The following is a 24,870-nucleotide window of genomic DNA, read 5'->3' as shown; positions in this document are numbered from 1 at the left end:
TTGCCTTCCGACTGATAAGACTTGCTTCATGCGTTTGCTCGCCCTGCTCGCCGTCGTGGTCCTCGCCGTCACGGGCTGCTCCGGTTCCGATTCCGCCCGGCCCGGTGTGCTCTCCGTCGGCCTCCGCGAGCCCGAGACGCTCCTGCCGGCCGACCTCGCCGACCAGGCCGGGCGGCTGGTGACCGGCGCCCTTTGGACCCCGCTCGCCGACTACGACGCCGCGTCCGGGAAGGTCACCCCGCGCGCCGCGGCGTCGATCGAGAGCACCGACCGGGTGCACTGGACGGTGAAGCTGCGGCCGGCGACGTTCCACGACGGCACCCCGGTCACCGCGCAGTCCTATGTGGACACCTGGCGGGCGGTCGCCGCGGCGCGGTGGGTCTCGACGCCGGTGCTGACCAATCTCCTGCGCGCCCGCGAGATCACGGCGCCGGCCCCGGACACGATCGCCCTGACCCTCGACCGCCCGTCCGGCCAGGTGCCCGCGCTGCTCTCCGCGCCGGGCCTGGTGCCGCTGCCGGCGTCGGTGCTCGCCTCCCGCGACTGGGACGGCTTCGCGAAGGCGCCGGTCGGCAACGGCCCGTACCGCCTCGACGGCGGCTGGCACCCGGGCTCCGGCGGCACGCTGAAGCGCGTCGGCGCCGGGAAGGCCGAGGAGATCGAGCTGCGGGTCGGCGAGCCGGCGGCCCAGTACGACGCGGTGAAGGCGGGCACGCTCGACCTCGCGACCGAGGTCCCCGGCGCGCAGCACGACGCCATGCACGGCGACTTCGCCGACCGCCACGCGACGTGGGCCCTCCCCGAGGCGGGCTACCTGGCGTTCCCGGTGCCGGACCCGCGCTTCGCCGACGCGACGGTCCGCCACGGCTTCGCGCTCGGCGTGGACCGCGCGGCACTGGAGGCGGGCCCGCTGGCGCACCAGGTCGACCCGGCCAAGGCCCTGCTGCCCCCGGCGGACGCCCCGGGCGAGCGGACGGGCACGTGCCGCCCCTGCAGTTTCGACGCGGCGGCGGGCAAGGCCCTGCTGAAGCAGGCGGCCTTCCCCGGCGGCGCGACCGTCTACTTCGGACCCGGAGCCGAGACGTGGACGCGGACCCTGGTGGTCGGCCTGCACAAGGCCCTGGACGTTTCCGTGACGGCCCAGGCGCTCCCGAACACCGGCCGGCTCGACGGTCCCTCCACAGTGGACGTCAAGCTGGCGACGGCGAGCCCGTACGAGCTGCTGTCCGAGCTGGCGGCCCGGTCGGGGTACCAGGACCCGGTGTTCCGCCAGAACCTGGACCTGGCCGACGCGGCGGCGACCCCGGAGGAGGCGGGCGAGCTGTACCGCCTGGCGGAGAACCAGCTGCTGCGCGACCTGCCGGTGGCGCCGCTGTGGTCGGGCCACGGGCACTCGGTGTGGGGTCCGCGGGTCCACGACGTCACGACGACGCCGTTCACCGGCCCGGTGCTGGCCGGGATCGGCGTTTCGTGACCTGGGCACCCGCGTCGCCGCACGAGGTGGCCCGGCTGTTCTCGCGCGTGGCCGCACCGTGGTGGATCGCCGGCGGGTACGCGATCGAGCTGGCGGTGGGCCGGCCGTTCCGCCGGCACGGCGACATCGACGTGCTGCTGCTGCGGCGCGACCAGCTCGCCGTCCAGGAGGCCCTGCCGACGTGGGAGTGGTGGGCGGCGGACCCGCCGGGCACGCTGCGCCCGTGGGCGCGCGGCGAGCTGCTGCCCGTGGGGGTGGACGACGTGTGGTGCCGCCCGTCGGCGGGCTCGCCGTGGCGGATCCAGGTCATGCTCGACGAGACGCAGGGGGACGAGTGGGTCTCCCGCCGGAACCCGGCGGTGCGGCGGCCGATCGGCGAGCTGGGCGTGGTCTCCCCGGACGGTCTCCCCTACCTGGCGCCGGAGGTGCAGGTGTTCGCCAAGGCCCACCGCACGCGGCCCAAGGACGAGCAGGACTTCGCGGCGGTGCTCCCGGTGCTCGGCGAGGCTCAGCGGCGCTGGCTCGCGGAAGCCCTCGACGACGCACACCCCTGGCAGGCGGCCTGCCGCGCCCCCTCGTGAGTGAGAAACAGTGTTCTAACGCTGTTTCCCACTCACGACACGGCGGCGTACGCGACGAGGGTTTCGATGAACGCCTTGGTCAGCGGGTCCGGGGCTGCGCGGGTGTAGGCCCCCAGCGCCCGGCGCACCGGCACCTTCGGCCGCAGCACGCGGCCCTCGAAGGCCGCCGGCAGGACGTTCGCCGGGACCAGGGCCGGGCCCAGGCCCGCCGCCGCGAGGATCGGGGCCGCGGCCGTCTGCTCGGTGCGGACCGCCGGGCGGGGACGGAAGCCCGCCGCCGCGCAGGCCGCGTCGACCAGCTCCGCCAGGCCGTTTCCCGGCGCGTAGTGCACCCACGCGCAGTCCGCCAGGGTGGCCAGGTCGACCTCGCCCGTCGCGTCGTCTTCCGATGCGCCGTCGGCCGGTAGCACGACGACGAACTCCTCCGTCCCCAGCTCGCGCACCGGCCCGTTCCAGTCGCCGGGGCACGGGCCGAGCGCGATGTCGGCCTCGCCCGCGGCCATCGCCTCCCGCAACTCGTCGGCGTGGCGGAACTCGAGCAGCCGGACGTCCACGCCGGGCCGGTCGCGCCGCCACACGCGCAACGCCGGTGGCAGCACCCCCAGGCTCATCGAGTAGACCGTCGCCACCTGCAGCTCGCCCGCCGTCGTCCCGGACGCGAGCCGGGCCGCGCAGCGCGCGCGTTCGGCGTCGGCCAGCGCGGCGCGCGCGTGCGGCAGCATCGCCCGGCCCATCGGGGTGAGCCGGACCGCGCGGGGCAGCCGTTCCAGCAGCGGCCCGCCGAGGGTGCGCTCGAGGGCCCGGATCTGGTGCGACAACGCCGGCTGCGTCACGTGCAGCTGCTCGGCGGCGCGGGTGAACGAACCCGTGTCGACCACCGTGACCAGGTACTCCAGCTGCCGCAGACTTGTCATGACCTCAGTTTATCGACTTGGTGACAACTAAGCCTTGGACTTATCACCGCACCCGGGACGAGCCTGGAGCCATGGAACGCAAGACAGCATGGGTCGCCGGCGCGAACGGCATCATCGGCAGGAACCTCGTCGAACACCTGCGGGCCGACGGTGGCTGGGACGTCGTCGGCCTCTCCCGGCGCGGCGGGCCGGGGACGGTCGCCGTCGACCTGCTCGACCCCGCCGGCACCCGCGCGAAGATCGCCTCGCTGAAGCCGGCAACACACCTGTTCTACGCCGCCTACCTGGACAAACCGACCTGGGCGGAGCTCGTCCCGCCGAACCTGGCCATGCTCACGAACCTCGTCGAAGCGGCACCTCCCGGCCTCGAGCACGTCAGCCTCATGCAGGGCTACAAGGTGTACGGCGCGCACCTCGGGCCGTTCAAGACCCCGGCGCGCGAAACCGACGCCGGGCACATGCCGCCCGAGTTCAACGTCGACCAGCAGCAGTTCCTCGAACGGCGAGCCGGCTCCTGGACGTGGTCGGCGATCCGGCCGTCCGTGGTCGGCGGCACCGCACTGGGCAATCCGATGAACCTCGCCCTGGTGATCGCGGTGTACGCGTCGATTTCGAAGGAACTCGGGCTGCCGCTGCGGTTCCCGGGCGCACCGGGGGCGTACGACAGCCTGCTGGAGCTGACCGACGCGGGCCTCCTGGCCTCGGCGACGGTCTGGGCGACCGGCCACGAAGGCGCGTTCAACATCGCGAACGGCGACCTGTTCCGCTGGCGCGAGCTCTGGCCGAAACTGGCGGCGTACTTCGGCCTCGACGTGGCGCCGCCGCTGCGGATGTCCCTGGCGGACGTCATGGCGGACAAGGGTCCTCTGTGGACGTCCATGGCCACCCGCCACGGGCTCTCGGCGTCCTACGCGGACGTCTCGGCCTCGTGGGCCTTCGGCGACTTCGTGTTCGGCTGGGACTACGACGTGTTCGCGGACACGTCCAAGGCGCGCCGGGCGGGATTCCACGAACACGTCGAGACGGAGCAGATGTTCTACCGGCTCTTCGACGAGTTCCGGAAGGCGCGGGTGATCCCCTGAAGTATGTTCCCAGGCGTCCGCGTTGTCGCGAAGCCGAGGGAGCGAAGTCATGACGGAGTGGTACGGGGTGCGGTGCGTCTTCCGATGGACCCAAGCCGTCGAACCGTCGTACGAGGAACGGGTCACGGTGTGGCACGCGGTCGACGCCGACTCGGCGCTGGCGCTGGCCGAGACGGAAGCGCGGGAATACGCGAAGGAGATGGGGGCGACCTACGTGGGGCTCGCCCAGTCCTACGCCACGGGCAACAAGGAACTGGTGTCCGGCAGCGAGGTGTTTTCGCTGCTGCGTGACAGCGCGTTGCCGCCGGAAGAGTACGTGGACCGGTTCTTCGACACCGGCGACGAACACCAGGGCACGGCCTGACCCGGCCGAGGCGGGCAGGTCGGACGCGTGCTAGCCGCGGCCGATGAACGGCATGGCGGTCGCCGTGACGGTGAGGAACTGGACGTTCGTGTCGAGCGGCAGGGCGGCCATGTACCGCACCGCGTCGGCGACGTGGCGGACGTCGAACGTCGGCTCGGCGACCACCCGGCTGTCGGCCTGCGGGATGCCGGCGGCCATCCGCTCGGTCATTTCCGTGGCGGCGTTGCCGATGTCGATTTGCCCGCAGGCGACGTTCCAGGCCCGGCCGTCCAGCGAGATCGAGCGGGTCAGCCCGGTGACGGCGTGCTTGGTCGCGGTGTAGGCCACGCTCGCCGGCCGCGGGGCGTGCGCCGAAATCGAGCCGTTGTTGACGATCCGGCCGCCGCGCGGGTCCTGGTCCTTCATCAGCCGCACGGCCTGCCGGGCGCAGAGGAACATCCCGGTGAGGTTGACGTCGACGGTCCGCTTCCAGTCCTCGACGGACAGCTCGGCGACCGTCCCGGACGCGCCGATCCCGGCGTTGTTGAAGAGCAGGTCGAGCCGCCCCCACCGCTCCCGCACGGTTTCGAACAGCGCCTCGACGGCCTGCTCGTCGGAGACGTCGGTGGGCACGGCGAGCGCGTTCTCGGACCCTGAGGCCGTTTCCCCGAGGGCGGAAGCGCGCCGCCCGGCCAGGGCGACCCGGTAGCCGTCTGCCAGGAGGGCCCGCGCCACGGCCCGCCCGATGCCCGATCCCGCCCCGGTGACCACCGCCGTCTTCGCCATGGTCCGACCCTAACGAAAGAGGGCCCGGCACGCGCCGGGCCCTCTTCGCGGAAATCCGCCTACTTCGGCTGCACACCCAGCGCGGCCAGGGCCGGACCGGCCATGATCACGCCGTTGCCGGTCACCGTGTCGAAGCCCGGGGTGCCGAGGTCGATCGCCGACGACACCAGCGCGGTGCGGATCTGGGCCGGAGTGGCCGTCGGCTTGCCCGACAGCAGCAGGGCCGCGATGGCCGCCGCGTGCGGGGCCGCCGCCGAGGTGCCGAAGAACGGCTGGAAGCCGGTCACCGACGTCGACACGCCGTCCGCCGCCGTGATGTCCGGCTTGTTCCGGACCGTGCCGCCGGTCGAGGACACGTTGCCCGGGGTGATCGCGGTGCCGTCGGCGTTGTAGAACAGGCGGCGCTTGCCGTCGGAGGAGAACCGCTCCCACTTGCTCGACGCGGTGAACAGGCCGGGGTACGGGCCGGCCGGGTTCGCCGGGTCACCGGTCTCCAGCGGGCGGGTGAACGCGCCGGCCGCCGGCGCCGCCGCGACGCTGAACGCGTTCGCCGCGGCCGAGTGGCCGTTCGTGACACCGTTGGTGCTGAACGCCTTGAGCGAACCCGAAGCCACGAAGCGGCCGCGGATGACGTTCAGCGCGATGAACCGGTCGGCGCCGCTGTACTTGACGACGGCGACCTTGTAGCCCGAGCCGGTGGTCGGCACGTTCGCGATCTCGTACGGGTTCTGCGTGCCGGACTGCGAGTTCTCGCTGGAGGCCACGACGCTGCCCGCGGAGTTCAGGATGAACAGGTCGTAGTCGTTGGCGGACTTTCCCCACGGGTCGGACCAGAACAGCGTCACCGGCTTGCCGAGCGAGCCGGCCGAAAGCGCGTCGAAGTTCTGCGTGGTGCTGCTGGGGTCGAAGTCGTGCGGCGTGCCGGTGACGCCGCTGATCTTCGTCGAGGACGCGCGGAAGTCGCCCTCGTAGTAGCCGCTGGTGCCGTCGGTCGCGTTGCCCGAGTTGCCGGCCGAGGAGAAGTAGAGGACGCCGGCCGCGGTCACCTCGTTGACCGCCTGCGCGACCTGCGTGTCCTGGAACGGCGACTCGTCGAAGTAGGAGACGTCGTCGACGATGATCTGGCACTTGCCGGTGGTGCGCAGGGCGCGGATGTTCGCGGCGAAGCTCGCCTCGCTGGTGAAGGCGGTGGCGAAACCGAGGGTGGCGTTGGGCGCGAGGTCGTGGACGATCTCGAGCATCGCGGTGCCCTCGTCGCCGCTGCCCTTCTGGCCGGACAGGACGTCCACCGCGGGCAGCTCGCCGGCGCTCTGGGACTTCGCCAGGGAGTCGACGCCGTCGGAGAGCACGCAGACCTTGATGCCGGAACCGCTGACGCCGTAGGTGGTGCGGGCGGCGTCGGCGCCGTGCGCCTTGTCCCCTTCGGACACCTGGGTCGCGGCGGCGGCCGCCTGGACGGCCGCGGGCGCGGCGGCGTCGCGGTTACCCGGTTCGCGCCAGGTCGTGGCCTGCGCGGCGGGCTTCACCTCGACGACGTCGGCGCGGCCGGCGATCGCGTCGAGGGCGGCCAGCGGCAGGTCGGCGCGGACGGCGCCGGCCGGCGAGGCGAAGCGGACGGTGCCGCCCGCGGCCTTCACGGCGTTGGCGACGCCCTGGTCGCGGGAGGTGATGTCGACCGCGACGGTGCCGGCGGCGCTCACGCCGACGCCCGAGCGGTATTCGGGCAGCTTCGCGGCCAGTGACCGGTCGGCCCGCAACCGCTTCTCGACGACGAGCTGGCTCGATTGCTTGCGTTCCGCGGGGCTCAGGCTCTTCTTGATGCTCTGCAGCGCGCTGATGCCCGCCTCGGTGCGCGCGGCCGCGGCGTCCACGGTGGACGGCTGCGCCGCCGAAACCCCGGTCGTCAGCAGCAGCGTGCCGACCGTCAGCGGAACCGCGTGCGCGGCGACCCGGCTGAATCTCACCATCGATGTCTCCCTGTGGTACTCGGCCACTCGACCGAATGACACCCAACCGGGTGTAATGGGGAGAATCTAAGGAGCGACCGCCCCGGATTCCAGCGACCAAAGTCGGGAAGGCCCTCCGGTCCACATGCTGGAACGACCAGGGAAACGTGAGAACATTTTCCGGCCGCGCCGTCGTAGGCTGGCGCGCATGGGGCCGATCGAGATCGTCCGGGCCACGCCGGACCAAGCCGGGGCCTTGACCGCCCTGGTGCACGCTTCCGCGGCCTACCAAGGCGCGTACGCGTCCATTTTGGACGGTTACGCGATCACTCCGGACTATGTTGCGGCCAACCCGGCCTTCGCCGCCACCGGCGACGGTCTCCTCGGCTTCTACGCGCTCGTGGAAGCCGAACTGGACCTGCTCTTCGTGGCGGACGCGGCCCAGGGTCTCGGCGTCGGCGCACGCCTGATCGCGCACATGCTCGCCGAAGCCCGCCGGCGCGGGCTGGCGAGCGTGCGGGTCGTCTCGCACCCGCCCGCCCTGGCGTTCTACCTGCGGATGGGGGCGCGGCGCACCGGCACGGTCCCGGCGAGACCACCGAAGGTGCGCTGGGACCGGCCGGAGCTCCGCTTCGACGTCCCTACAGGTTGATCATGTGACCGGCGAGGCCGTGGACGGCCTCCTTAACCGCTTCGCCCAGCGTCGGGTGGGCGTGCACGTTGCGCGCCACCTCGTGCACCGTCAGGTCCCACTGCTGGGCCAGCGTCAGCTCCGGCAGCAGCTCGGTCACGTCCGGGCCGATCAGGTGGCCGCCGATCAGCTCGCCGTACTTCGCGTCGCTGATCAGCTTCACGAAGCCCGCCGCGTCGCCGAGGCCGTGGGCCTTGCCGTTGGCCGTGAACGGGAACTTCGCCACCTGGACGTCGAAACCCTTCTCGCGGGCCTGTTCCTCCGTCCAGCCGAAGCTGGCGATCTGGGGCTGGCAGTAGGTCGCGCGCGGGATCATCGGGAAGTCGAGCTCCATCGTCTCCGCGCCCGCGATCGTCTCCGCCGCCACCACGCCCATCGACTCGGACGCGTGCGCCAGCATCAGCTTCGCCGTCACGTCGCCGATCGCGAAGATGTGGCCGACGTTCGTGCGGCCGCGGCCGTCCACCGCGATCGCGCCGCGCTCGGTCAGGGCCACGCCGGTCTTCTCCAGGCCGTAGCCCTCGACGCGCGGCTGGAACCCGATCGCCTGCAGCACCTTGTCCGCTTCCAGGACCTGCTGCCCGTTCTTCTCCGACGACACCGTCACCCGCACCGAGGCACCCGAGTCGTCGATCGACTCGACGCGGGTCGACGTCAGCACCTTGATGCCCAGCTTGCGGTAGCGGCGCGCGAGTTCCGCCGACACCTCGGCGTCCTCCAGCGGCACCATCCGGTCCAGGAACTCGACGATCGTGACGTCGACGCCGTAGTTGTGCAGCACGTAGGCGAACTCGACGCCGATCGCGCCCGCGCCGGCGATCACGATGCTGCCCGGCAGCTCGCTCGACAGGATCTGCTCTTCGTAGGTGACGACCCGCTCGCTGCGCGAGGTCCCCGGCAGCAGCCGCGTGGTCGCGCCGGTCGCGATGACGCAGTGGCCGAAGGTGATCCGCTCGCCGTTCACCTCGAGGGTGTGGTCGTCGACGAACGTGCCGTGCCCGTCGAACTCGGTGATCTTGTTCTTCTTCATCAGGAAGTGCACGCCCTTGACGCGCCCCTCGGCGACCTTCCGGCTCCGCTCGTACGCGGCCGTGTAGTCGACCTTGATCGGGCTGTCGGAGGAGATGCCGAACGCCTTCGCCTCCTGCGTCACCACGTGCGCCAGCTCGGCGTTGCGCAGCAGCGCCTTCGACGGGATGCACCCGACGTTCAGGCAGACGCCACCCCAGTACTTCTCCTCGACCACCGCGGCGCTCAGCCCCAGCTGGGACGCGCGGATCGCCGCGACGTAGCCGCCCACTCCGGCCCCCAGCACGACGACATCAAAGTGTTGTGCACTCATGAGACCGAAATTACCCCCATCGGGACGCGTCGGCGGGGTGACGCCGACCTCAGGCCGCGACCGGACGCTCCTCGCCGCGGATGCCCTCCAGCAGCTCGGTGATCGCCGCCATGATCCGGGCCGTCGCCTCCTCCAGCACCGCCCGCGTCAGCTCGCGCCCGGCCAGGTCCGAGAGGTCGACCGGCGGTCCCGCGACCAGGTCGACGGTCTTGCGCGGCAGCACCCGCGGGAGCTTCGCCGTCGACGGCAGCAGGCGGTGGGTGCCCCAGTTGCCCACCGGGATCACCGGGGCGCCGGTCTCCAGCGCGGCCCGCACGATGCCCGTCTTGCCGCGCATCGGCCAGCCGTCCGGGTCGTCGGAGAACGTGCCTTCCGGGAAGACCGCGACGCACTCGCCGGCCCGCACCGACGTGACCAGGTCGCGGTAGGCCTCGGCGGCCGTCGCCGCGCCGCGGTAGACCGGGATGTGGCGGCCCGAACGCATCACGCGGCCGACCACCGGCAGCTTCCACAGGGACGCCTTCGCCAGGTAACGCGGCACGCGGCCGGCGGCGAGGCAGAACGCCGTCAGCGTCGTCGGGTCGGCGAAGGACAGGTGGTTGGACGCCACCAGCACGCCGCCGGTCTTCGGGACGTGGTGCGAGCCGCGCACCCGGAACCGGGTCGTCTGGACGAGGAACTGCCAGACCACCTCGATGGCGAAGCTGTACCAGGCGCCACGGCCGGCGCGGGCGAAGCGCCGGCCGTAGGCGATCATCTGGCGTCGGGTGAGCAGCTCACCTTCGGTGTCCAGGGCGGTCCAGCGGTCGGTCATGAGGGTTATTCGTAGCCCACGACCGGCCGGATCGGCCCGTCCCCGCGCCGAACGCGGCGCAGATCACAGCGGGAATTTCAGACGCGCTCGAGCACGACGACGGGGATCTCACGGTCCGTCTTCTTCGCGTACTCGTTGTAGTCCGGCCAGACGGCGGCGAGCTTCTCCCACAGCTTCGCGCGCTCCTCGCCGGAAGTCGTACGGGCGCGGGCGGTGAACTTGTCCGCCTTGACCTGGACGCCGACCTCGGGGTGCTCGACGAGGTTGAAGTACCAGCCGGGGTGGTTCGGCGCGCCGCCCTTGGAGGCCACGATCACCGGGTTCCCGTCGACCTCCTGGTAGATCAGGGCGAACTTCCGCTCCTGCCCGGTCTTTCGGCCCTTCGTGGTCAGCACGAGCGTCGGCACGCCGTCCTTCCAGTCGTGGCCGACCTCGCCGTCGGTTTCCTCGTAGCGGCGGACGTGTTCGTCACCGAACAGCATGCGGGGTTCCTTTCGTGATCGGCAGCAGTGGCGGGCTCACCACTTGAAGGTTCTCCTTGTTTCCAACACACGCGCCCCGGGCGATCTTCCCGTGGCATTCACTCGTTCGGGGGAGGTCCCCCGAGCAGCGGCTTCTCGGGACACACCCCCCTCCCAGTAGATTGCACCGACCGAGCACACCGAGACACCCGAGACCGACCCTTGGAGGAGCCAGCCATGAAGGCCCGGCCGCACGTGACACTGGAAGACGTGGCACGCAGCGCGAACGTCTCGCTCGCAACGGCGTCGCGGGTGCTCAACGGCACCGCTTCCGTCCGCGCCGACCTGCGGGAGCGGGTTTCCGCCGCCGCGGCCGAACTGGCCTACGCCCCCAACGCGCACGCACAGGCGCTCGCCGGCGGCACCCACCGCACGGTCGGCGTGATCTGCCACGACGTCAGCGACCCGTACTTCGCCGCGATCGCGGGCGGGGTGATGCGGGTGGCCACCGACAACGGGCTGCTCGTGATGCTCGCCGGCACCTTCCGCGACCCGGACCGCGAGGTCGCCTACGTCTCGACGCTGCGCGCGCAGCGGGCCGCGGCGATCCTGCTGATCGGCTCGGCGTTCGAAGACCGGGCGTGGGAACGCGCGATGGCCGCCGAGCTGGAGCCCTACCGCCGCGGCGGCGGGCAGGTGGCCGCGGTCAGCCGCCACCGCGGGCTCAAGATCGACACCGTGCAGCCGGACAACAAGGGCGGCGCCGCGGCGCTGGCGAAGGAACTGGTCGGCCTCGGCCACAAGCGGTTCGCGGTGCTGGCCGGGCCGCGGCGGCTGAGCACCGTGATCGACCGGCTGGCCGGCTTCTCCGGCGAGCTCGCCGCGCACGGCATCGAGCTGCGCGAGGACGACGTCGTCGAGGCCGCGTTCAGCCGCGACGGCGGGTACGAGGCGACCAGGCGGCTGCTCGCCGGCCGCCGGCGCAAGCTGCCGACCTGCCTGTTCGCCGTCACCGACGTGATGGCGATCGGCGCGCTGACGGCGTTGCGCGAAGAGGGCCTGTCCGTGCCCGGCGACATCTCGGTGGCCGGCTTCGACGACATCCCGGTGGTCCGCGACCTCGCCCCGGCGCTGACCACCGTGCGGCTGCCGCTGGAGGAACTCGGCGAACGCGCGATGGACCTGGCGATCAAGGGGGCCGCGGGTTCGCGGCCGCGGACGGTCCGGCTGTCCGGCGAGGTCGTCCTGCGCGAGAGCACCGGACGCCCCAAGCGCTGACCCGGCCTGGGCCTTGTCGAGCCGCGGGACAGGCCCTACCGTGGGTTGAGAAAGCGCTTTCTGACCCTCTCGGAGGTCCCCGATGCTCGTGCTCCCGGTCCCCGGCGGCGGGCTGCAGAACTGGTCGCCGTCCGGTCCGCCGCTCCCCGGGCCGCCGGGGCCGCCGCCGTCGTCGCGGATCGCCTACGCCGCCGCGCACGTCGTCGCGGACGCGCTGGCCGACGAGCCCGGCACCGTGGACTGGGACACGACGCTGGCCTTCCGCGAACACCTCTGGGCGTGCGGGCTCGGCGTCGCCGAGGCGATGGACACCGCGCAGCGCGGGATGGGCCTGGACTGGGCCACGACGAAGGAGCTGGTGACGCGCACCGGCGCGGCCGCGGCCGGGCGGCGCTGGTGCGCCGGGGTGGGCACCGACCAGCTGCCGCCGGGGCCGGCCACCGTGGCGTCCATTGTGGACGCCTGGCGCGAGCAGCTGGACCTGGTCGCCGGCGCGGGCGCGGTCCCGGTCGTGATGGCCAGCCGCGCGCTGGCCGCGGCGGCCGCCGGCCCGGCCGACTACCACGCGGCGTACGGGAAGCTGCTGTCCGAGACCGGCAGGCCCGTCCTGCTGCACTGGCTGGGCGAGCAGTTCGACCCGGCGCTGGCCGGCTACTGGGGCCACGACGACGTCCGCGCCGCCGCCCGGGAGCTGGCGGCGCTGTGCGCGGAGCACGCCGGCGTGGTCGCCGGGGTGAAGGTCTCGGTGCTGGACGCCGAGGTCGAGGTCGAGTTCCGGCGGGCGCTGCCGGCCGCGGTCGCCTGCTACACCGGCGACGACTTCAACTACCCCGAGCTGATCGCCGGCGACGACGCCGGCCACAGCGAGGCCTTGCTCGGCGTCTTCGACCCGATCGCACCGGTCGCCGCGGCGGCGCTGCGGCGGCTGGACGACGGCGACCCGGCCGGGTTCCGCGCGCGGCTCGACCCGACCGTGCCGCTGGCCCGCGAGATCTTCCGCGCACCGACCCGGCACTACAAGACCGGCGTCGTGTTCCTGGCTCACCTCAACGGCCACCAGGACCACTTCCGGATGATCGCCGGACAGGAGTCCGCCCGCACGATCACCCACCTCGCCACGCTGCTGCGGCTGGCCGACGAGGCCGGCGTGCTGGCCGACCCGGACCTGGCGCAGGCCCGGATGCGGCCGCTGCTGCAGGCCGCGGGGATCGTGTGATGGATCCCCGGCTGAGCCTCAACCAGATCACCACGAAGTCCTGGTCGCTGCCCGAAGCGGTGGCCGGCTGCGCCGCGGCGGGCGTCGGCTGGATCGGGCTGTGGCGTGACAAGGTCGCCGAAACCGGCGTCGCGGAAGCCGCCCGGCTGCTCGAGGAGCACGGGGTGCGGGTGTCGTCGTTGTGCCGCGGTGGGTTCTTCACCGGCGTGACGCCGGAAGGGTCCCCGGTGGACGGGATCGCGCAGACCCGGGAGGCGATCGACGAAGCGGCCGCCCTCGGCGCGGACGTGCTCGTGCTGGTCGTCGGCGGGATCGCGGGCAACGACCTGCCGGCGTCGCGGCAGCGGGTCGCGGACGCCGTCGGGGAGCTCGCGCCCTACGCCGGGGACCGCGGGGTCCGGCTCGGCCTGGAGCCGCTGCACCCGATGCAGTGCGCGGACCGGTCGGTGCTGTCCACTGTGGACCAGGCGCTGACGATCGCCGCGGAGCACCCGGCCGAGCAGGTCGGCGTGATCGTGGACGAGTTCCACGTCTGGTGGGACCCGCGGATCGAGGCGTCGATCGCCGCGGCCGCCGGGCGGATCGCCGGGTTCCACGTCTGCGACGTCCTGGTGCCGCTGCCGGACCCGCTGCTGGGCCGCGCGCTGCCGGGCGACGGCCCGATCGACCACCGCCGCCTGCGCGCGGCCGTCGAAGCGGCGGGGTACACCGGGCCGATCGAGGTCGAGGTGTTCAACGCCGGGCTGTGGGCCCGCCCGGGGGCGGAAGTGCTCGCCGAGACCGTTGCGGCATTCGAGCGACACGTGGCCTGACCCGGTCCACCTGTCGGTACCCTGGGTCCACCAGGCGGACGGGGTCACGCGATGAAACCGGAAGACGACGGAACGGTCCGGAGCGTGCTGCGCGCGTTCGACCTGCTCGCCCTCTTCACCGAACACCGCCGGACCTGGGCGGTCAAGGACCTCACCGCGGCCAGCGGGCTGGCGAAGACCACCGTGCTGCGGCTGGTCGCCACCTGCGAACAGCGCGGCCTGCTCTGGACCCGGCCCGACGGGCGGATCACCGTCGGGCCCGGGATGCTGCGGTGGGCGCAGCTGGCCAACACGGCGTGGCAGCTGCCCGAGCCGGTCCGCCAGGTGCTGCGGGAGCTGGCGCGGGAGTGCCGGGAGACGGTGAACCTCTACGTGCGCAGCACGTCGGTGCTGGTCTGCGTGGCCCAGCAGGAGGGCCCCCTGGCCATCCGGCACGTCGGGCGCGTCGGGGACGAGCTGCCACTCGGTTCCGGGGCCCCCGGGCGTGTCCTCGACGGCGCCGAGGGGGCCGCCGTCAGCCACGGCGAGCCCGAGGCCGGCGCGTCGAGCGTCGCCGCGCCGGTGCTCGACGGCGACGGGCGGGTGCTGGCGGCGCTGGCGGTCACCGGGCCCAGCAGCCGGTTCGGGCCCGGCGAAACCGCCGCGTTCACCGACGCCGTCACCGCCGCCGCGGTGCGGATATCGCAGATCGGCCTCGGGACGCGCGCGGAATAGGCCACAACCGGCGGGTACCCGGCGGGTCGTTGGTTAGGCTGCGCGGCATGCCGAACCTGCTGGTGGTGGAAGACGACGCGGCGATCGGCAGCGTGCTCGAATCGACGCTGCGGCTGCACGGCCACCAGGTGTGCTGGCGCCGCGACGGGCGGACCGCCCTGCAGGCCGCCGACGCCGGTGATTTCGACCTCGTGCTGCTCGACCTCGGGCTGCCGGACCTCGACGGCGTCGAGGTCTGCCGCCGCCTGCGGGCCGCGCTGCCCGCCTCGGTGCTGGTGATCCTGACCGCGCGGCAGGAGGAGATGGACGTCGTCGTCGGCCTCGACGCCGGCGCGGACGACTACCTCACCAAGCCGATCCGGCTGGGCGAGCTGCTGGCGAGGGTGCGGGCGCACCTGCGGCGCGGCGCGCCGGCCGGGGCCCGGCCGCCGGTCACCGTCGGCGGGCTGACCGTCGACATCGCCGGCCGCCGCGCCACCCTGGGCGGGCGCGAGGTGGTGCTGCGCGCGAAGGAGTTCGACCTGCTGGCGCGGCTGGCCGAGCAGCCCGGCGTCGCGGTCAGCCGCGAGACGCTGATGTCCGAGGTCTGGGACGCCCACTGGTACGGCTCGACGAAGACCCTGGACGTGCACATCGCGGCGGTGCGCCGCAAGCTCTCGGCGGCCGCCGGCCCCGACGACGAGGTGCCGCGGATCGCCACCCTGCGCGGGCACGGCTACCGGCTGGAGGACCCGGCCCGGACCGCCGCCGAAGGGTAGCCGTGCGCCGCCGGATCATCTCCCTGACGGTGCTGGCCGCGCTGGTGGCGACGGCGCTCTTCGCGCTGCCGCTGGGCCTCGCGGTGATGCAGTACTACCGCGACGACACGAAGGCCGAGCTGGAACGCGCGGCCGACACCGTCGCGCTCGCGGTGTCGCACGAGCTGAACGCGGGCCTGGCGCCGGTGCTGCCGCGGCCCGATGCCGACGACGACGCCCAGGTCGGGATCTACACCGCCGGCGGCCGGCTCCTCGCCGGCCACGGGCCCACCGTCGCCGGCTCGGCCGAGCGGCAGGCCGCGAGCGCCACCGTGGACGTCGTCATCGAGCAGGAGGGCGAGGAGGTCGTGCTGGCGGTCCCGGTGCTGAGCGGTTCCCGGGTGACCGGCGTGGTCCGCGCCGCGCGGCCGATGTCGGAGCTGCGGCTGCGGGTGGTGCTGACCTGGCTCGGCATGGCCGGGCTCGCCGGGGCGGCGATCGGGGTCAGCTGGCTGCTGGCGCGCCGGTTCACCACGCGGCTCGTCCGGCCGCTGGAGGAGCTCGCGGCCGCGGCCGGGCGGCTGGGCGACGGCGACTTCACCGCCCGGTCGCCGCGCGCGGGCATCCCCGAGATCGACCAGGTCGGCGAGACGCTGGACGCCACCGCGGCCCGGATCGGCGAGACCCTCGAACGCGAGCGCGCGTTCTCCGCGGAGGCGTCCCACCAGCTGCGGACGCCGCTGACGGGGCTGCGCCTGCAGCTGGAAGCCGCCCTGGAGACCCCGGCCGCGGACCCGTACGCGGCGATCCGCGCCGGCATCGCCTCCGCCGACCGGCTGGAACGCACCATCGAGGACCTGCTGGCCCTGGGCCGGGAACGCCGGGCCCCCCGCGCCGAGCTCGACCTCGGGGCGCTGCTGGAGGAGGTCCGCCAGGCCGGCGAGGCGCTGCTCCAGCCGCAGGGGCGGGCCCTGCGGATCGTCCGCGACGACCCGCCCCCGGCGCACGTGGCGGCCGCGGCGGTCCGGCAGGTGCTGGGCGTGCTGCTGGACAACGCGGTGACGCACGGCCGCGGCACGGTGACGGTGGTGGCCCGCGACGCGGGCGACGCGCTCGCCATCGACGTCGCCGACGAGGGCCCCGACCTGGGCGAGACGGACCCGTTCGCGACCACCCCCACCGGCCACGGCATCGGCCTGCGCCTGGCCCGCGGCCTCGCCGAAGCCGAAGGCGGCCGCCTCCGCCTCAGCCGTCCGGCCCCGCCGACGTTCACCCTGCTCCTCCCGGCCGCCGACCCCCCCGCCACACCGTGCCGAACCGGGCATCACGCGTGACCGGAGCGGCATCACGCGTGTCTGGAGGGGACACGCGTGATGCCCCGGAATGATTCGCTACGTTTCGGGGCTGTTGTGCAATGAATCACCTGTGATTCAGCTGTACGTGCAATGTTCTCGTGTTTTGCGGGCGGGAAACGGCCGTTACCGTCGTCGGCATGACTTTGCGAGCCGCGACGGTGCGGCGGAAACCGGTCGCCGACCTCGTCGCCGAAGGTGATCATGGCACGTTGAAGCGGTCGCTCGGGCTGGGGCAGCTGACCACGCTCAGCATCGGGGCGACGCTGGGCAGCGGCATCTTCGTCGTGCTCGGCGAGGCCGTCCCGGTGGCCGGGCCGGCGGTGGTGCTCTCGTTCGTGCTCGCCGGCGTCACGGCGTTGTTCTCGGCGCTGTCCTACGCCGAGCTCGCCGGGATGATCCCGCTGTCCGGTTCGTCCTACTCCTACACCTACGCGACCCTCGGCGAGCTGGTCGCCTGGGTCTGCGGGTGGTGCCTGGTGCTCGAATACGGCGTCTCGGTGGCCTCGGTCGCCGTCGGCTGGGGCCAGTACCTCAACGAACTGCTGCGGCTGGCCTTCGGCTTCGCCATCCCGGACGCGCTCAGCCAGCCACCGGGCTCGGGCGGGGTGGTCAACGTGCCCGCGATCCTCGTCGTCGTCCTCGCGATGGTCCTGCTGCTGTCCGGGGCGAAGGAGAGCGCGCGGGCCAACACGGTCATGGTCGTGGTCAAGATCGGCACGCTGGTGCTGTTCTGCGCGATCGCCTTCAGCGCCGTGCAGGCCAAGAACTTCACGCCGTTCCTGCCGCTGGGGCTGGCCGGGCTGAGCGCCGGCGGGGCCAAGCTGTTCTTCTCCTACATCGGCTTCGACGCCGCCTCGACCGCCGGCGAGGAGGCGAAGAACCCGCAGAAGGACCTGCCGCGGGCGATCCTGCTCTCGCTCGGCATCGTCACCGTGCTGTACTGCCTGGTCGCGGTGGCCGCGGTCGGCGCCCTGCCGTGGCAGCAGTTCGACGGCCAGGAGGCCGCGCTCTCGCACGTGCTCGACGTCGTCTCGGACAACCCGTTCTGGGCCGGTCTGCTGGCCGTCGGCGCGATCGTGGCGATCTCCAGCGTCGTGCTGACCGTCCTCTACGGACAGACCCGCATCCTGTTCGCGATGTCCCGCGACGGCCTCGTCCCGCCCGCGCTGTCCAAAGTGGACGCCAAGTCCGGCTCGCCGCGGATCAACACCCTCGTCGTCTCGGGCTTCGTCGCGGCCCTGGCCGCCTTCATCCCGCTCGGCAAGCTGGCCGACGCCACCAGCATCGGCACGCTCTTCGCGTTCGGCCTGGTCAACGTGGCCGTCCTGCTGCTGCGACGCCGCCAGCCGGACGCCCCGCGCTCGTTCCGCGTCCCGCTCTCGCCGGTGACACCGATCCTCGGCGTGCTCTGCTGCGGCTACATGATGCTCAGCCTCGACGGCGCGACCTGGCTCGTCTTCGGCGGCTGGATGGCGCTCGGCCTGCTGATCTACTTCGGCTACGGCATCCGGCGGTCGAGGCTCGCATGAGGGTCGCCATCCACCAGGGCCCGCTCGACGCCCTGCCCGGAACCGGCGCCGAGCTCGTCGTCGCGGCGGAGATGATCACGACGGGCTACCACATCGGCGCCCGCACGCACGAGCTCGCCGAACCCGCCGACGGCCCCACCGCGGGCCGGATGGCCGCGTGGGCCCGGCGAACCGGCACCGCGCTGGCGTACGGCTACCCGGAAACCGACGGCGAGCACGTCTACAACAGCGTCCAGCTCATCGACAGCACCGGGCGGCGCCTGGCCAACTACCGCAAGACGCACCTCTTCGGCGACCTCGACAAAGCCTGGTTCACCCCCGGCGACGAAGCCGTGGTGCAGGCCGACCTCGACGGTATCCGGATCGGCCTGCTGATCTGCTACGACGTCGAATTCCCGGAGCTCGTCCGCGCGCACGCGCTCGCCGGCACCGAGCTCCTGGTCGTGCCGACCGCGCTGATGAGCCCGTACGAAATCGTTGCGGACACGCTCGTGCCCGCGCGGGCCTACGAAAGCCAGCTGTTCGTCGCCTACGCGAACCGCTGCGACACCGAGCGGGAGCTGACCTACTGCGGGCGCTCCTGCGTCGTGGCCCCGACCGGCGAGGTGCTCGCCCGCGCCGGCGCCGGGCCGGACGTCGTCACCGCCGACGTCACGCGGGACGCCCTGATCGCGTCCCGCCGAGAGAACACCCACCTGGCCGACCGACGGCCCGAACTGTACCGGGGAACCACCGCATGACTTCCGCCGTTCCGACCGCGATCCACCACGACGAACCGGCGGGCCGCCCGATCACGATGTTCGGCCCCGACTTCCCGTTCGCCTACGACGACCACCTCGCCCACCCCGCCGGCCTCGGCACGCTGCCCGCGCACCGGCACGGCACCGAGGTGGCGGTGATCGGCGGCGGCCTGTCGGGCATCGTCACCGCGTACGAGCTGATGAAGCTGGGCCTGCGCCCGGTGGTGTACGAAATCGCGGAGATCGGCGGCCGGCTGCGGACCGTGCGGTTCCCGGGCTGCCCGGACGACGTCGTCGCCGAGATGGGCGCGATGCGCTTCCCGCCCGCGTCGACCGCGCTGTTCCACTACATCGACAAGGTCGGGCTGGAGACCACGCCGTTCCCGAACCCGCTGGCACCGGGAACGCCGAGCACGGTCGTGGACCTCAAGGGACAGAGCCACTACGCGCGCACGCCCGAGGACCTGCCCGCCGTCTTCGGCGAGGTCGCCGCGGCCTGGGACCGGACCCTGGCCGAGCACGCCTCCTTCGCCGAGATGCAGACGGCGATCCGCGACCGCGACGCGAAGACGATCAAGCGGCTGTGGAACGACCTGGTCCCGCGGCTGGACAACCAGACGTTCTACGGCTTCCTCTGCGACTCCCCCGCCTTCGCCTCCTTCCGCCACCGCGAGATCTTCGGCCAGGTCGGCTTCGGCACCGGCGGCTGGGACACCGATTTCCCGAACTCCATCCTGGAGATCCTGCGGGTGGTCTACACCGGAGCCGACGACGAGCACCGCAGCATCGCCGGCGGCAGCCGGCAGCTCCCGCTGCGGCTGTGGGAGCACGCTCCGGAAGACCTCGCCTTCTGGCCGGCCGGCACGAGCCTGAGCACGCTGCACGGCGGCCGCCCGCAGCCCGGCGTCGCGCGGCTGCACCGCACGGCACCCGGCAACATCACCGTGACGGACACCGAAGGCCACATCCGGACGTTCCCCGCCGCGGTGTTCACCGCGCAGAGCTGGATGCTGCTGTCGAACATCGAATGCGACGAGGCCCTGTTCCCGATCGACCACTGGACGGCGATCGAGCGCACGCACTACATGGCGTCGTCGAAGGTGTTCGTGCCGGTCGACCGGCCGTTCTGGCTGGACCGCGACGCCGGCACCGGCCGCGACGCGATGAGCATGACGCTGACCGACCGGATGCCGCGCGGCACCTACCTGCTCGGCGACGACCCGGAAAAACCCGCGGTGATCTGCCTGTCCTACACCTGGGCCGACGACTCGCTGAAGTGGCTGCCGCTGTCGGTCGGCGAACGCGTCGAGGTGATGCTGCAGTCGCTGCGCGAGATCTACCCCGGCGTCGACGTCCGGCGGCACATCATCGGCGACCCGGTGACCGTGTCGTGGGAGGCCGAACCGCACTTCATGGGCGCGTTCAAGGCGAACCTGCCCGGCCACTACCGCTACCAGCAGCGGCTGTTCACGCACTTCGTGCAGGACGAGCTGCCGGCGCGTTACCGCGGGCTGTTCCTGGCCGGCGACGACATCTCGTGGACGGCGGGCTGGGCCGAGGGCGCGGTGCAGACCGCGCTCAACGCCGTGTGGGGCGTGCTGCACCACTTCGGCGGTACGACCGATCCGGCGAACCCGGGCCCGGGCGACGGCTTCGCGGACATCGCACCGATCACGCTGCCGGACTGAGCGTGCCCCGATCGTGGGAGGCCATCCGACATCGTGCGAACTACCCTGCCCGCCTCAACGGCCCGTGCGACGATGGGGCCATGAACACCGAGCCGGCGCCGAGATGGCGAAGACTGGAACCGGACGAACGGAAGGAACAGATCTACACGTGTGCGGCGCGGCTGTTCGGTGAGCGCCCGTATTCCGCAGTGTCCACTTCGGACATAGCCGCGGCGGCCGGCGTCGCGCGGGGGTTGATCAACCACTACTTCGGCACGAAACGCGAGCTGTACCTGGAAATCATCCGCCGCGCGCTGACCGTGCCGCGGCTGGCCGTGGAGATCCTGCCCGACGGGCCGCTCGAACTGCGGGCCGACGTCGCCATCGAGTGGTTCCTCGACATGGTCACCAGCCAGGAGCGGATGTGGCTGGCCGCGATCGCGCCCGAGGGCATCGGCCGCGACCTCGAAGTGGAGCGCATCCTCGAAGAAGCGGACCGCGAATCCGCCGACCGCGTGCTGGAGGCCGTCGGGCTGTCCCGGGAAAGCGAGCACGGGCCGGAGCTGAACGCGCTGGTGCGCGCGTTCGGCGGGATGGTGAAGTCGGCCGGCCGGGAATGGCTCGTGCGGCGGTCGCTGACCCGTGCCCAGGTGCACCTGCTGCTGTCGAAGTCGCTGGTGACGCTGGTCGGCGAGATCTTCCCGGCCATCCAGGCCGAGCCGCCGCGCGCCGCCGGCCCCGCGTAGACCGAAGCCCCCGGCGCCACGAGGGGGAGGAGGGCGCCAGGGGCTCCGGGTCAGTGGGCGAACCACCGACGCACGCCCACGGTACGCCCCCGCACTGTCAAGTCGCTGTCAACCGGCAGTGTCCGAATCGTGCAGTTCCGCCAGCCGGTGGGCGAGCCCGTCGAGGCACCGCTGGACGGCGTAGTCGTAGAGCTGCGCGTAATAGCCCGAAGCGAGGTCGGGGTCGCCCATCAGGTCGTGCATCGCCGCGCCCAGCTCGGCCATCCCGGGCAGGTCGGCCCGCTCGCGGTAGGTCGCGTACTCCTCGGTGTTGTCGATCCGCAGGGCGAGCGCGCCGTCGCGGTCGTCCTCCATCGCGACGAACTGGCAGGCGGTCATCAGCAGCAGGTTGTAGGCCAGCACGCTCTCGCGGCCGAACCCGGCGGCCAGCAGCACGCCGATGCCCGCGTCGATGGACCGCGTGGCCGCCTCGACGGACGGCCCGAACAGCGCCAGCCGCCGCGCGCAGCCCGGGTAGCCGCGCAGCACCGCGCGCAGGTTGGCCAGCAGTTCGGTGAACCACTCCTGCCAGGGCAGTCCCTCGTCCGGCAGTTCGAGCAGCCCGACCACCCGGTCGACGACGGCGTTCACCACCGCGTCCCGGTCGCCGACGTGGTGGTAGATCACCGCCGGGTAGGCCTCGACGGCGCGGGCGAGCTCCCGCAGCGTCCAGTTGTCGAGGCCGCGCTGGCCGGTCAGGTCGGTGGCGGCGCTGACGATGCGGTCGGCGGTGAGCGCCGGCAGTCCCGCCGCGGCCCGCGACCGGGGGCGCTGGCCCGTGCCCGAGGATGAGGTCGGCATGGGGGGTAACGGTAACGGCACCGCCCGGCCCGGTGCCAGCTCCGCACGGGTACGGCAGGATCGGGGTATGGCACGCGCACAGGCCAACGGTCTCGAGCTCGAGTACGACACCTTCGGCGATCCGGCGGCTCCGCCGCTGGTCCTGGTGATGGGCCTCGGCGCCCAGATGATCACCTGGGAGGAGGGGTTCTGCGAGCTGCTCGCCGGCCGCGGGTTCTTCGTCGTGCGGTACGACAACCGGGACGTCGGGCTCTCGACGTGGCTCGACCACCTGCCGCCGCCGGACCTGGCCGCGCTGGCGGCCGGCGACCTGGCGACCGCGCCGTACACGCTGTCGGACCTGGCCGACGACGCCGTCGGGCTGCTCGACGCGCTCGGCATCGGCCGCGCCCACGTCGTGGGGGCGTCGATGGGCGGGATGATCGTGCAGCAGCTGGCCATCGACCACCCGGACCGGCTGCTTTCGGTCACGTCGATCATGTCGACCACCGGCGACCCGGCGGTCGGGCAGGCCGAGCCGTGGGCGCTGGCGCTGCTGGCGCGGCCGCCGGCGTCGACGCGCGAGCAGGCGCTGGCCGACAGCGTCGAGGGCTACCGGAAGCTGGGCTCGCCCGGCTACCCGGACGACGAGGCGTTCCTGCTGGCCAAGGCGGCGCTGCACTACGACCGCGCCCGCCACCCGGTCGGCACGCTCCGCCACGCGGCGGCGGTGGTGGCCTCGGGTGACCGCACGGCCGGTCTGCGTTCGGTGCGGCTGCCGGCGCTGGTCGTCCACGGCGACGCGGACCCGCTGATCGACGTCAGCGGCGGCAAGGCGACGGCGGAGGCCATCCCGGGTGCGGAACTGGTGGTGATCCCGGGCATGGGCCACAACCTGCCGCGCGCGGTCTGGCCGTCGCTGGCGGACGCGATCGAGGGCGTTGTCAACAGGGCGTAAAGATCCCGGGGTCACGGCGTAGGGAACGTGTCCTGGCTCACGCGCGTACCCGGCCCCGGGACTGCACTGGAGGCATGACACAGGGCTTCGGATTCCCGTTCGGCTGCGTGGCGGCGGTCGCCGCGGTGATCGCCGCGGACCTGGCCGGGGCGACGGCCCATCCCTGGTACGCGCTGGTCACCCTGGCCGCAGTCGTCCTGACCTTCGCCCACCGGGGTTCCCCCGCTTCGGCCACGGGTGTCGCGGTGGTCGCCTGGGCCCTGCACACGGGCTTCGTGCTCAACCGCTTCGGCGAGCTCCGCTTCGACCACGCGTCCGGCCTCGCCGCGGTGGTCCTGGCCACCGCCCTCCTCACCGGCACCCTCGCCCACACCGTGTCGACCCGCCGGACACGCGAACCGACCCTCCAGGTACGCGAACCGACCCTCCAGGTACGCAAACCGACCCTCCGGGTGCGCCGGCCGACCGTCCGGGTGCGCGAGTTCGCCGGCCGGGTGCTCCGGGCCCCGTGACCGGGAGGCCGGTTTGCGTACCCAGAGGGTCGGTTTGCGTACCCAGAGAGTCGACTCGCGTACCCAGAGGGTCGACTCGCGTACCTGAGGGGTCGGGTCGTCAGGGGTGGGTGGCGCGGCGGGCGGCGGAGGCCGCGGTGAGGCGGGCCAGGCCGGTGGGGTGGAGGGGGTCGATGCCGGTCAGGTCGCGGACGCGGCGCAGGCGGTAGTCCACCGTGTTGGGGTGGACGTGCAGGCGGGCCGCCGTGCGGCGGCGGTTCGTGTCCAGGGCCAGATACGTCTCCAGGGTCTCGACGAGCTCCGGGTGCGCGGCCAGCGGCTCCAGCGCGGCCGCGAGGCGGTCGCGGGCCGCGCCCGGGCGGGTCAGCTGGTACTCGACCAGGACGTCGTCGAGGCGGTACAGCCCCGGCGGCCGGCCGAACCACCGCAGCACGTCCAGCACCTCGCCGGTCTGCGCGGCCACCTCCCGGACCTCGGACGGCGCCGCCGTGCCGGCCGCCGCGAGCACCGTCACGCCCGCCGCGCGCCCGGCCGCGTCCAGCACCGCGTGCCAGTCCGGCAGGCGGCCGGCCAGCGGCAGCAGGACCAGCCCGCCCGGCCCGTCCAGGGACGCGAGCACGCCGTCGCCGCACGCGTGCTCGAACGCCGCGAGGAACCGGCGGAGCTTGCGGCGGACGGCGATCTCGGCGTCCACGTCCAGCGACTCCTCGTCGGCGTGCGGCCCGAGCTCGACGCTGAGCACGAGGTACCGCGCCGGCAGCGTGATCCCGGCGCTGCGGGCGACGACGTCGACCGGGCCGCCGTCGACGAGCACCGAAAGCAGCGTCCGGCGCGCGGTGTGCTCCTGCCCGACCTTCGTGCGCAGCTCCTCGAGGTAGCCACGGGTGACCGCGCCGGTGACGGTGCCGACGAACGCCAGCACCCGGTCGGCGACGTCGAGCAGGTCGGCGACGTCCGCGCTCCCCGACGCACCCGAGCCGACGGCGAAGATCTCCCGCGCGCCGACGTGGTACGCGGTCAGCACGGCCTCCAGCGGAAAGCCCTCTTCCGCCCGGCGGACCGCGGACGCGCCGACCTCCCGCAGCTCGGCCTCGTTGAGCTCGCGGTCCTCCCGCAGGCTCCGCGCGAACGCCCGCACCGCCTGCCGGGTGATCCCCGCGATGTCGCCGGTCAGCTCCTCCACCGGCAGCCGCCGGTAGTCCGTGACCTCCTCCTGGATGCGCCGGAGCACCCGGGCGATCAGCTCCGGTTCCTCCCGGGTGAGCCGCTCGTGCACGCGCTGGCCGCCCAGGGTCAGCTCGCCGCCGGGCTTGTGCTCCGTCACAACCGATCCCCCCGTTCTCTGCCCGGATT

General features: G+C 73.0%; 25 protein-coding genes. 17 read left to right on the top strand and 8 right to left on the bottom strand.

Annotated features, from left to right (window positions below; all coding sequences use genetic code 11):
* Window positions 1-28 precede the first annotated feature (28 nt).
* Complete coding sequence (locus ABZW17_RS25700; protein ID WP_354819122.1) at window positions 29-1,474, top strand: ABC transporter substrate-binding protein; 1,446 nt, start codon at window positions 29-31, stop codon at window positions 1,472-1,474.
* Window positions 1,471-2,055: an amino acid transporter gene (locus ABZW17_RS25695; RefSeq protein ID WP_354819119.1), complete on the top strand. Its 585-nt coding sequence runs from the start codon at window positions 1,471-1,473 to the stop codon at window positions 2,053-2,055. Before ABZW17_RS25700 ends, ABZW17_RS25695 begins: the two co-directional genes overlap by 4 nt.
* Window positions 2,056-2,087: 32 nt before the next feature.
* Here the strand turns inward: ABZW17_RS25695 and ABZW17_RS25690 are convergent, their stop codons facing one another.
* Window positions 2,088-2,969: a LysR family transcriptional regulator gene (locus ABZW17_RS25690; RefSeq protein WP_354819116.1), complete on the bottom strand. Its 882-nt coding sequence runs from the start codon at window positions 2,967-2,969 to the stop codon at window positions 2,088-2,090.
* A gap of 71 nt (window positions 2,970-3,040) precedes the next feature.
* Here ABZW17_RS25690 and ABZW17_RS25685 point away from each other — a divergent pair, with 71 nt between their 5' ends.
* Window positions 3,041-4,051 (top strand): SDR family oxidoreductase, encoded by a 1,011-nt coding sequence (locus tag ABZW17_RS25685; RefSeq protein WP_354819113.1) that lies wholly within the window; start codon window positions 3,041-3,043, stop codon window positions 4,049-4,051.
* 49 nt (window positions 4,052-4,100) lie between these two features.
* Entirely contained in the window at window positions 4,101-4,415 is a 315-nt protein-coding gene (locus tag ABZW17_RS25680) for a hypothetical protein (RefSeq protein ID WP_354819110.1), read from the top strand.
* A gap of 30 nt (window positions 4,416-4,445) precedes the next feature.
* Here ABZW17_RS25680 and ABZW17_RS25675 read toward each other — a convergent pair whose 3' ends face one another.
* Window positions 4,446-5,180 carry an SDR family oxidoreductase gene (locus ABZW17_RS25675; protein WP_354819108.1) on the bottom strand — a complete coding sequence of 245 codons (735 nt, stop codon included), beginning with the start codon at window positions 5,178-5,180 and terminating at the stop codon, window positions 4,446-4,448.
* Window positions 5,181-5,239: 59 nt separating this feature from the next.
* The gene (locus tag ABZW17_RS25670) at window positions 5,240-7,147 is read right to left on the bottom strand and encodes a S8 family serine peptidase (RefSeq protein ID WP_354819105.1); all 1,908 of its coding nucleotides are present in this window, start codon (window positions 7,145-7,147) and stop codon (window positions 5,240-5,242) included.
* 187 nt (window positions 7,148-7,334) lie between these two features.
* On the opposite strand from ABZW17_RS25670, the gene ABZW17_RS25665 reads away from it, so the two are divergent.
* On the top strand, window positions 7,335-7,778 hold the full coding sequence (locus ABZW17_RS25665; RefSeq protein WP_354819102.1) for a GNAT family N-acetyltransferase: 444 nt from the start codon (window positions 7,335-7,337) through the stop codon (window positions 7,776-7,778).
* On the opposite strand, the gene lpdA is transcribed toward ABZW17_RS25665, so the two are convergent.
* The 3 genes from lpdA to ABZW17_RS25650 form a co-directional block, all read right to left on the bottom strand.
* Window positions 7,768-9,159 (bottom strand): dihydrolipoyl dehydrogenase, encoded by a 1,392-nt coding sequence (gene lpdA, locus ABZW17_RS25660; protein ID WP_354819099.1) that lies wholly within the window; start codon window positions 9,157-9,159, stop codon window positions 7,768-7,770. The genes ABZW17_RS25665 and lpdA overlap by 11 nt on opposite strands.
* A gap of 49 nt (window positions 9,160-9,208) precedes the next feature.
* Window positions 9,209-9,973: a lysophospholipid acyltransferase family protein gene (locus ABZW17_RS25655; RefSeq protein WP_354819096.1), complete on the bottom strand. Its 765-nt coding sequence runs from the start codon at window positions 9,971-9,973 to the stop codon at window positions 9,209-9,211.
* Between the two features lie 77 nt (window positions 9,974-10,050).
* Window positions 10,051-10,455 carry a nitroreductase family deazaflavin-dependent oxidoreductase gene (locus tag ABZW17_RS25650; RefSeq protein WP_354819093.1) on the bottom strand — a complete coding sequence of 135 codons (405 nt, stop codon included), beginning with the start codon at window positions 10,453-10,455 and terminating at the stop codon, window positions 10,051-10,053.
* Window positions 10,456-10,671: 216 nt separating this feature from the next.
* On the opposite strand from ABZW17_RS25650, the gene ABZW17_RS25645 reads away from it, so the two are divergent.
* The 10 genes from ABZW17_RS25645 to ABZW17_RS25600 all read left to right on the top strand — a co-directional run bounded on the left by ABZW17_RS25645 (window position 10,672) and on the right by ABZW17_RS25600 (window position 21,228).
* Window positions 10,672-11,712, top strand: a complete 1,041-nt coding sequence (locus ABZW17_RS25645) for a LacI family DNA-binding transcriptional regulator (protein ID WP_354819090.1) — start codon at window positions 10,672-10,674, stop codon at window positions 11,710-11,712.
* An 82-nt stretch (window positions 11,713-11,794) separates the two neighbouring features.
* Window positions 11,795-12,928 carry a DUF993 family protein gene (locus ABZW17_RS25640; protein WP_354819087.1) on the top strand — a complete coding sequence of 378 codons (1,134 nt, stop codon included), beginning with the start codon at window positions 11,795-11,797 and terminating at the stop codon, window positions 12,926-12,928.
* The gene (locus tag ABZW17_RS25635; protein ID WP_354819084.1) at window positions 12,928-13,740 is read left to right on the top strand and encodes a sugar phosphate isomerase/epimerase family protein; all 813 of its coding nucleotides are present in this window, start codon (window positions 12,928-12,930) and stop codon (window positions 13,738-13,740) included. Before ABZW17_RS25640 ends, ABZW17_RS25635 begins: the two co-directional genes overlap by 1 nt.
* A gap of 51 nt (window positions 13,741-13,791) precedes the next feature.
* Window positions 13,792-14,454: an IclR family transcriptional regulator gene (locus ABZW17_RS25630; protein WP_354819081.1), complete on the top strand. Its 663-nt coding sequence runs from the start codon at window positions 13,792-13,794 to the stop codon at window positions 14,452-14,454.
* Between the two features lie 47 nt (window positions 14,455-14,501).
* Complete coding sequence (locus ABZW17_RS25625; protein WP_354819078.1) at window positions 14,502-15,212, top strand: response regulator transcription factor; 711 nt, start codon at window positions 14,502-14,504, stop codon at window positions 15,210-15,212.
* A 2-nt stretch (window positions 15,213-15,214) separates the two neighbouring features.
* Complete coding sequence (locus tag ABZW17_RS25620) at window positions 15,215-16,525, top strand: HAMP domain-containing sensor histidine kinase (RefSeq protein ID WP_354819075.1); 1,311 nt, start codon at window positions 15,215-15,217, stop codon at window positions 16,523-16,525.
* 158 nt (window positions 16,526-16,683) lie between these two features.
* The gene (locus ABZW17_RS25615) at window positions 16,684-18,075 is read left to right on the top strand and encodes an amino acid permease (protein ID WP_354819072.1); all 1,392 of its coding nucleotides are present in this window, start codon (window positions 16,684-16,686) and stop codon (window positions 18,073-18,075) included.
* Complete coding sequence (locus tag ABZW17_RS25610; RefSeq protein WP_354819069.1) at window positions 18,072-18,815, top strand: carbon-nitrogen hydrolase family protein; 744 nt, start codon at window positions 18,072-18,074, stop codon at window positions 18,813-18,815. Before ABZW17_RS25615 ends, ABZW17_RS25610 begins: the two co-directional genes overlap by 4 nt.
* A complete protein-coding gene (locus ABZW17_RS25605) occupies window positions 18,812-20,503 on the top strand; it encodes an NAD(P)/FAD-dependent oxidoreductase (RefSeq protein WP_354819066.1) in 1,692 nt (563 codons plus the stop codon). Before ABZW17_RS25610 ends, ABZW17_RS25605 begins: the two co-directional genes overlap by 4 nt.
* An 80-nt stretch (window positions 20,504-20,583) precedes the next feature.
* Window positions 20,584-21,228, top strand: coding sequence for a TetR/AcrR family transcriptional regulator (locus ABZW17_RS25600; RefSeq protein WP_354819063.1), 645 nt, complete (start codon window positions 20,584-20,586; stop codon window positions 21,226-21,228).
* A 108-nt stretch (window positions 21,229-21,336) separates the two neighbouring features.
* Here the strand turns inward: ABZW17_RS25600 and ABZW17_RS25595 are convergent, their stop codons facing one another.
* Window positions 21,337-22,068: a TetR family transcriptional regulator gene (locus ABZW17_RS25595; RefSeq protein ID WP_354819060.1), complete on the bottom strand. Its 732-nt coding sequence runs from the start codon at window positions 22,066-22,068 to the stop codon at window positions 21,337-21,339.
* 67 nt (window positions 22,069-22,135) lie between these two features.
* On the opposite strand from ABZW17_RS25595, the gene ABZW17_RS25590 reads away from it, so the two are divergent.
* Together ABZW17_RS25590 and ABZW17_RS25585 are read left to right on the top strand one after the other, a co-directional pair.
* On the top strand, window positions 22,136-23,005 hold the full coding sequence (locus ABZW17_RS25590; RefSeq protein WP_354819057.1) for an alpha/beta hydrolase: 870 nt from the start codon (window positions 22,136-22,138) through the stop codon (window positions 23,003-23,005).
* A gap of 74 nt (window positions 23,006-23,079) precedes the next feature.
* Window positions 23,080-23,517 (top strand): hypothetical protein, encoded by a 438-nt coding sequence (locus tag ABZW17_RS25585; RefSeq protein ID WP_354819054.1) that lies wholly within the window; start codon window positions 23,080-23,082, stop codon window positions 23,515-23,517.
* Window positions 23,518-23,617: 100 nt separating this feature from the next.
* Here the strand turns inward: ABZW17_RS25585 and ABZW17_RS25580 are convergent, their stop codons facing one another.
* Window positions 23,618-24,841 (bottom strand): helix-turn-helix domain-containing protein, encoded by a 1,224-nt coding sequence (locus ABZW17_RS25580; protein ID WP_354819051.1) that lies wholly within the window; start codon window positions 24,839-24,841, stop codon window positions 23,618-23,620.
* Between the last annotated feature and the right edge of the window lie 29 nt (window positions 24,842-24,870).

It is taken from the genome of Amycolatopsis sp. NPDC004625 (assembly GCF_040609695.1).
Taxonomy (GTDB): Bacteria; Actinomycetota; Actinomycetes; order Mycobacteriales; family Pseudonocardiaceae; genus Amycolatopsis.
The sequence above is the reverse complement of the archived record's forward strand: the minus strand, read 5'-3'. Positions and strand labels throughout refer to the sequence as shown.

Coding starts and splice junctions, on each gene's coding strand:
- ABZW17_RS25685 (WP_354819113.1), top strand. CDS start 3,041: ATGGAACGCAAGACAGCATGGGTCGCCGGCGCGAACGGCATCATCGGC.
- lpdA (WP_354819099.1), bottom strand. CDS start 9,159: ATGAGTGCACAACACTTTGATGTCGTCGTGCTGGGGGCCGGAGTGGGC.
- ABZW17_RS25590 (WP_354819057.1), top strand. CDS start 22,136: ATGGCACGCGCACAGGCCAACGGTCTCGAGCTCGAGTACGACACCTTC.
- ABZW17_RS25600 (WP_354819063.1), top strand. CDS start 20,584: ATGAACACCGAGCCGGCGCCGAGATGGCGAAGACTGGAACCGGACGAA.
- ABZW17_RS25595 (WP_354819060.1), bottom strand. CDS start 22,068: ATGCCGACCTCATCCTCGGGCACGGGCCAGCGCCCCCGGTCGCGGGCC.
- ABZW17_RS25585 (WP_354819054.1), top strand. CDS start 23,080: ATGACACAGGGCTTCGGATTCCCGTTCGGCTGCGTGGCGGCGGTCGCC.
- ABZW17_RS25630 (WP_354819081.1), top strand. CDS start 13,792: ATGAAACCGGAAGACGACGGAACGGTCCGGAGCGTGCTGCGCGCGTTC.
- ABZW17_RS25655 (WP_354819096.1), bottom strand. CDS start 9,973: ATGACCGACCGCTGGACCGCCCTGGACACCGAAGGTGAGCTGCTCACC.
- ABZW17_RS25670 (WP_354819105.1), bottom strand. CDS start 7,147: ATGGTGAGATTCAGCCGGGTCGCCGCGCACGCGGTTCCGCTGACGGTC.
- ABZW17_RS25635 (WP_354819084.1), top strand. CDS start 12,928: ATGGATCCCCGGCTGAGCCTCAACCAGATCACCACGAAGTCCTGGTCG.
- ABZW17_RS25615 (WP_354819072.1), top strand. CDS start 16,684: ATGACTTTGCGAGCCGCGACGGTGCGGCGGAAACCGGTCGCCGACCTC.
- ABZW17_RS25645 (WP_354819090.1), top strand. CDS start 10,672: ATGAAGGCCCGGCCGCACGTGACACTGGAAGACGTGGCACGCAGCGCG.
- ABZW17_RS25625 (WP_354819078.1), top strand. CDS start 14,502: ATGCCGAACCTGCTGGTGGTGGAAGACGACGCGGCGATCGGCAGCGTG.
- ABZW17_RS25650 (WP_354819093.1), bottom strand. CDS start 10,455: ATGCTGTTCGGTGACGAACACGTCCGCCGCTACGAGGAAACCGACGGC.
- ABZW17_RS25700 (WP_354819122.1), top strand. CDS start 29: ATGCGTTTGCTCGCCCTGCTCGCCGTCGTGGTCCTCGCCGTCACGGGC.
- ABZW17_RS25675 (WP_354819108.1), bottom strand. CDS start 5,180: ATGGCGAAGACGGCGGTGGTCACCGGGGCGGGATCGGGCATCGGGCGG.
- ABZW17_RS25610 (WP_354819069.1), top strand. CDS start 18,072: ATGAGGGTCGCCATCCACCAGGGCCCGCTCGACGCCCTGCCCGGAACC.
- ABZW17_RS25605 (WP_354819066.1), top strand. CDS start 18,812: ATGACTTCCGCCGTTCCGACCGCGATCCACCACGACGAACCGGCGGGC.
- ABZW17_RS25680 (WP_354819110.1), top strand. CDS start 4,101: ATGACGGAGTGGTACGGGGTGCGGTGCGTCTTCCGATGGACCCAAGCC.
- ABZW17_RS25690 (WP_354819116.1), bottom strand. CDS start 2,969: ATGACAAGTCTGCGGCAGCTGGAGTACCTGGTCACGGTGGTCGACACG.
- ABZW17_RS25640 (WP_354819087.1), top strand. CDS start 11,795: ATGCTCGTGCTCCCGGTCCCCGGCGGCGGGCTGCAGAACTGGTCGCCG.
- ABZW17_RS25665 (WP_354819102.1), top strand. CDS start 7,335: ATGGGGCCGATCGAGATCGTCCGGGCCACGCCGGACCAAGCCGGGGCC.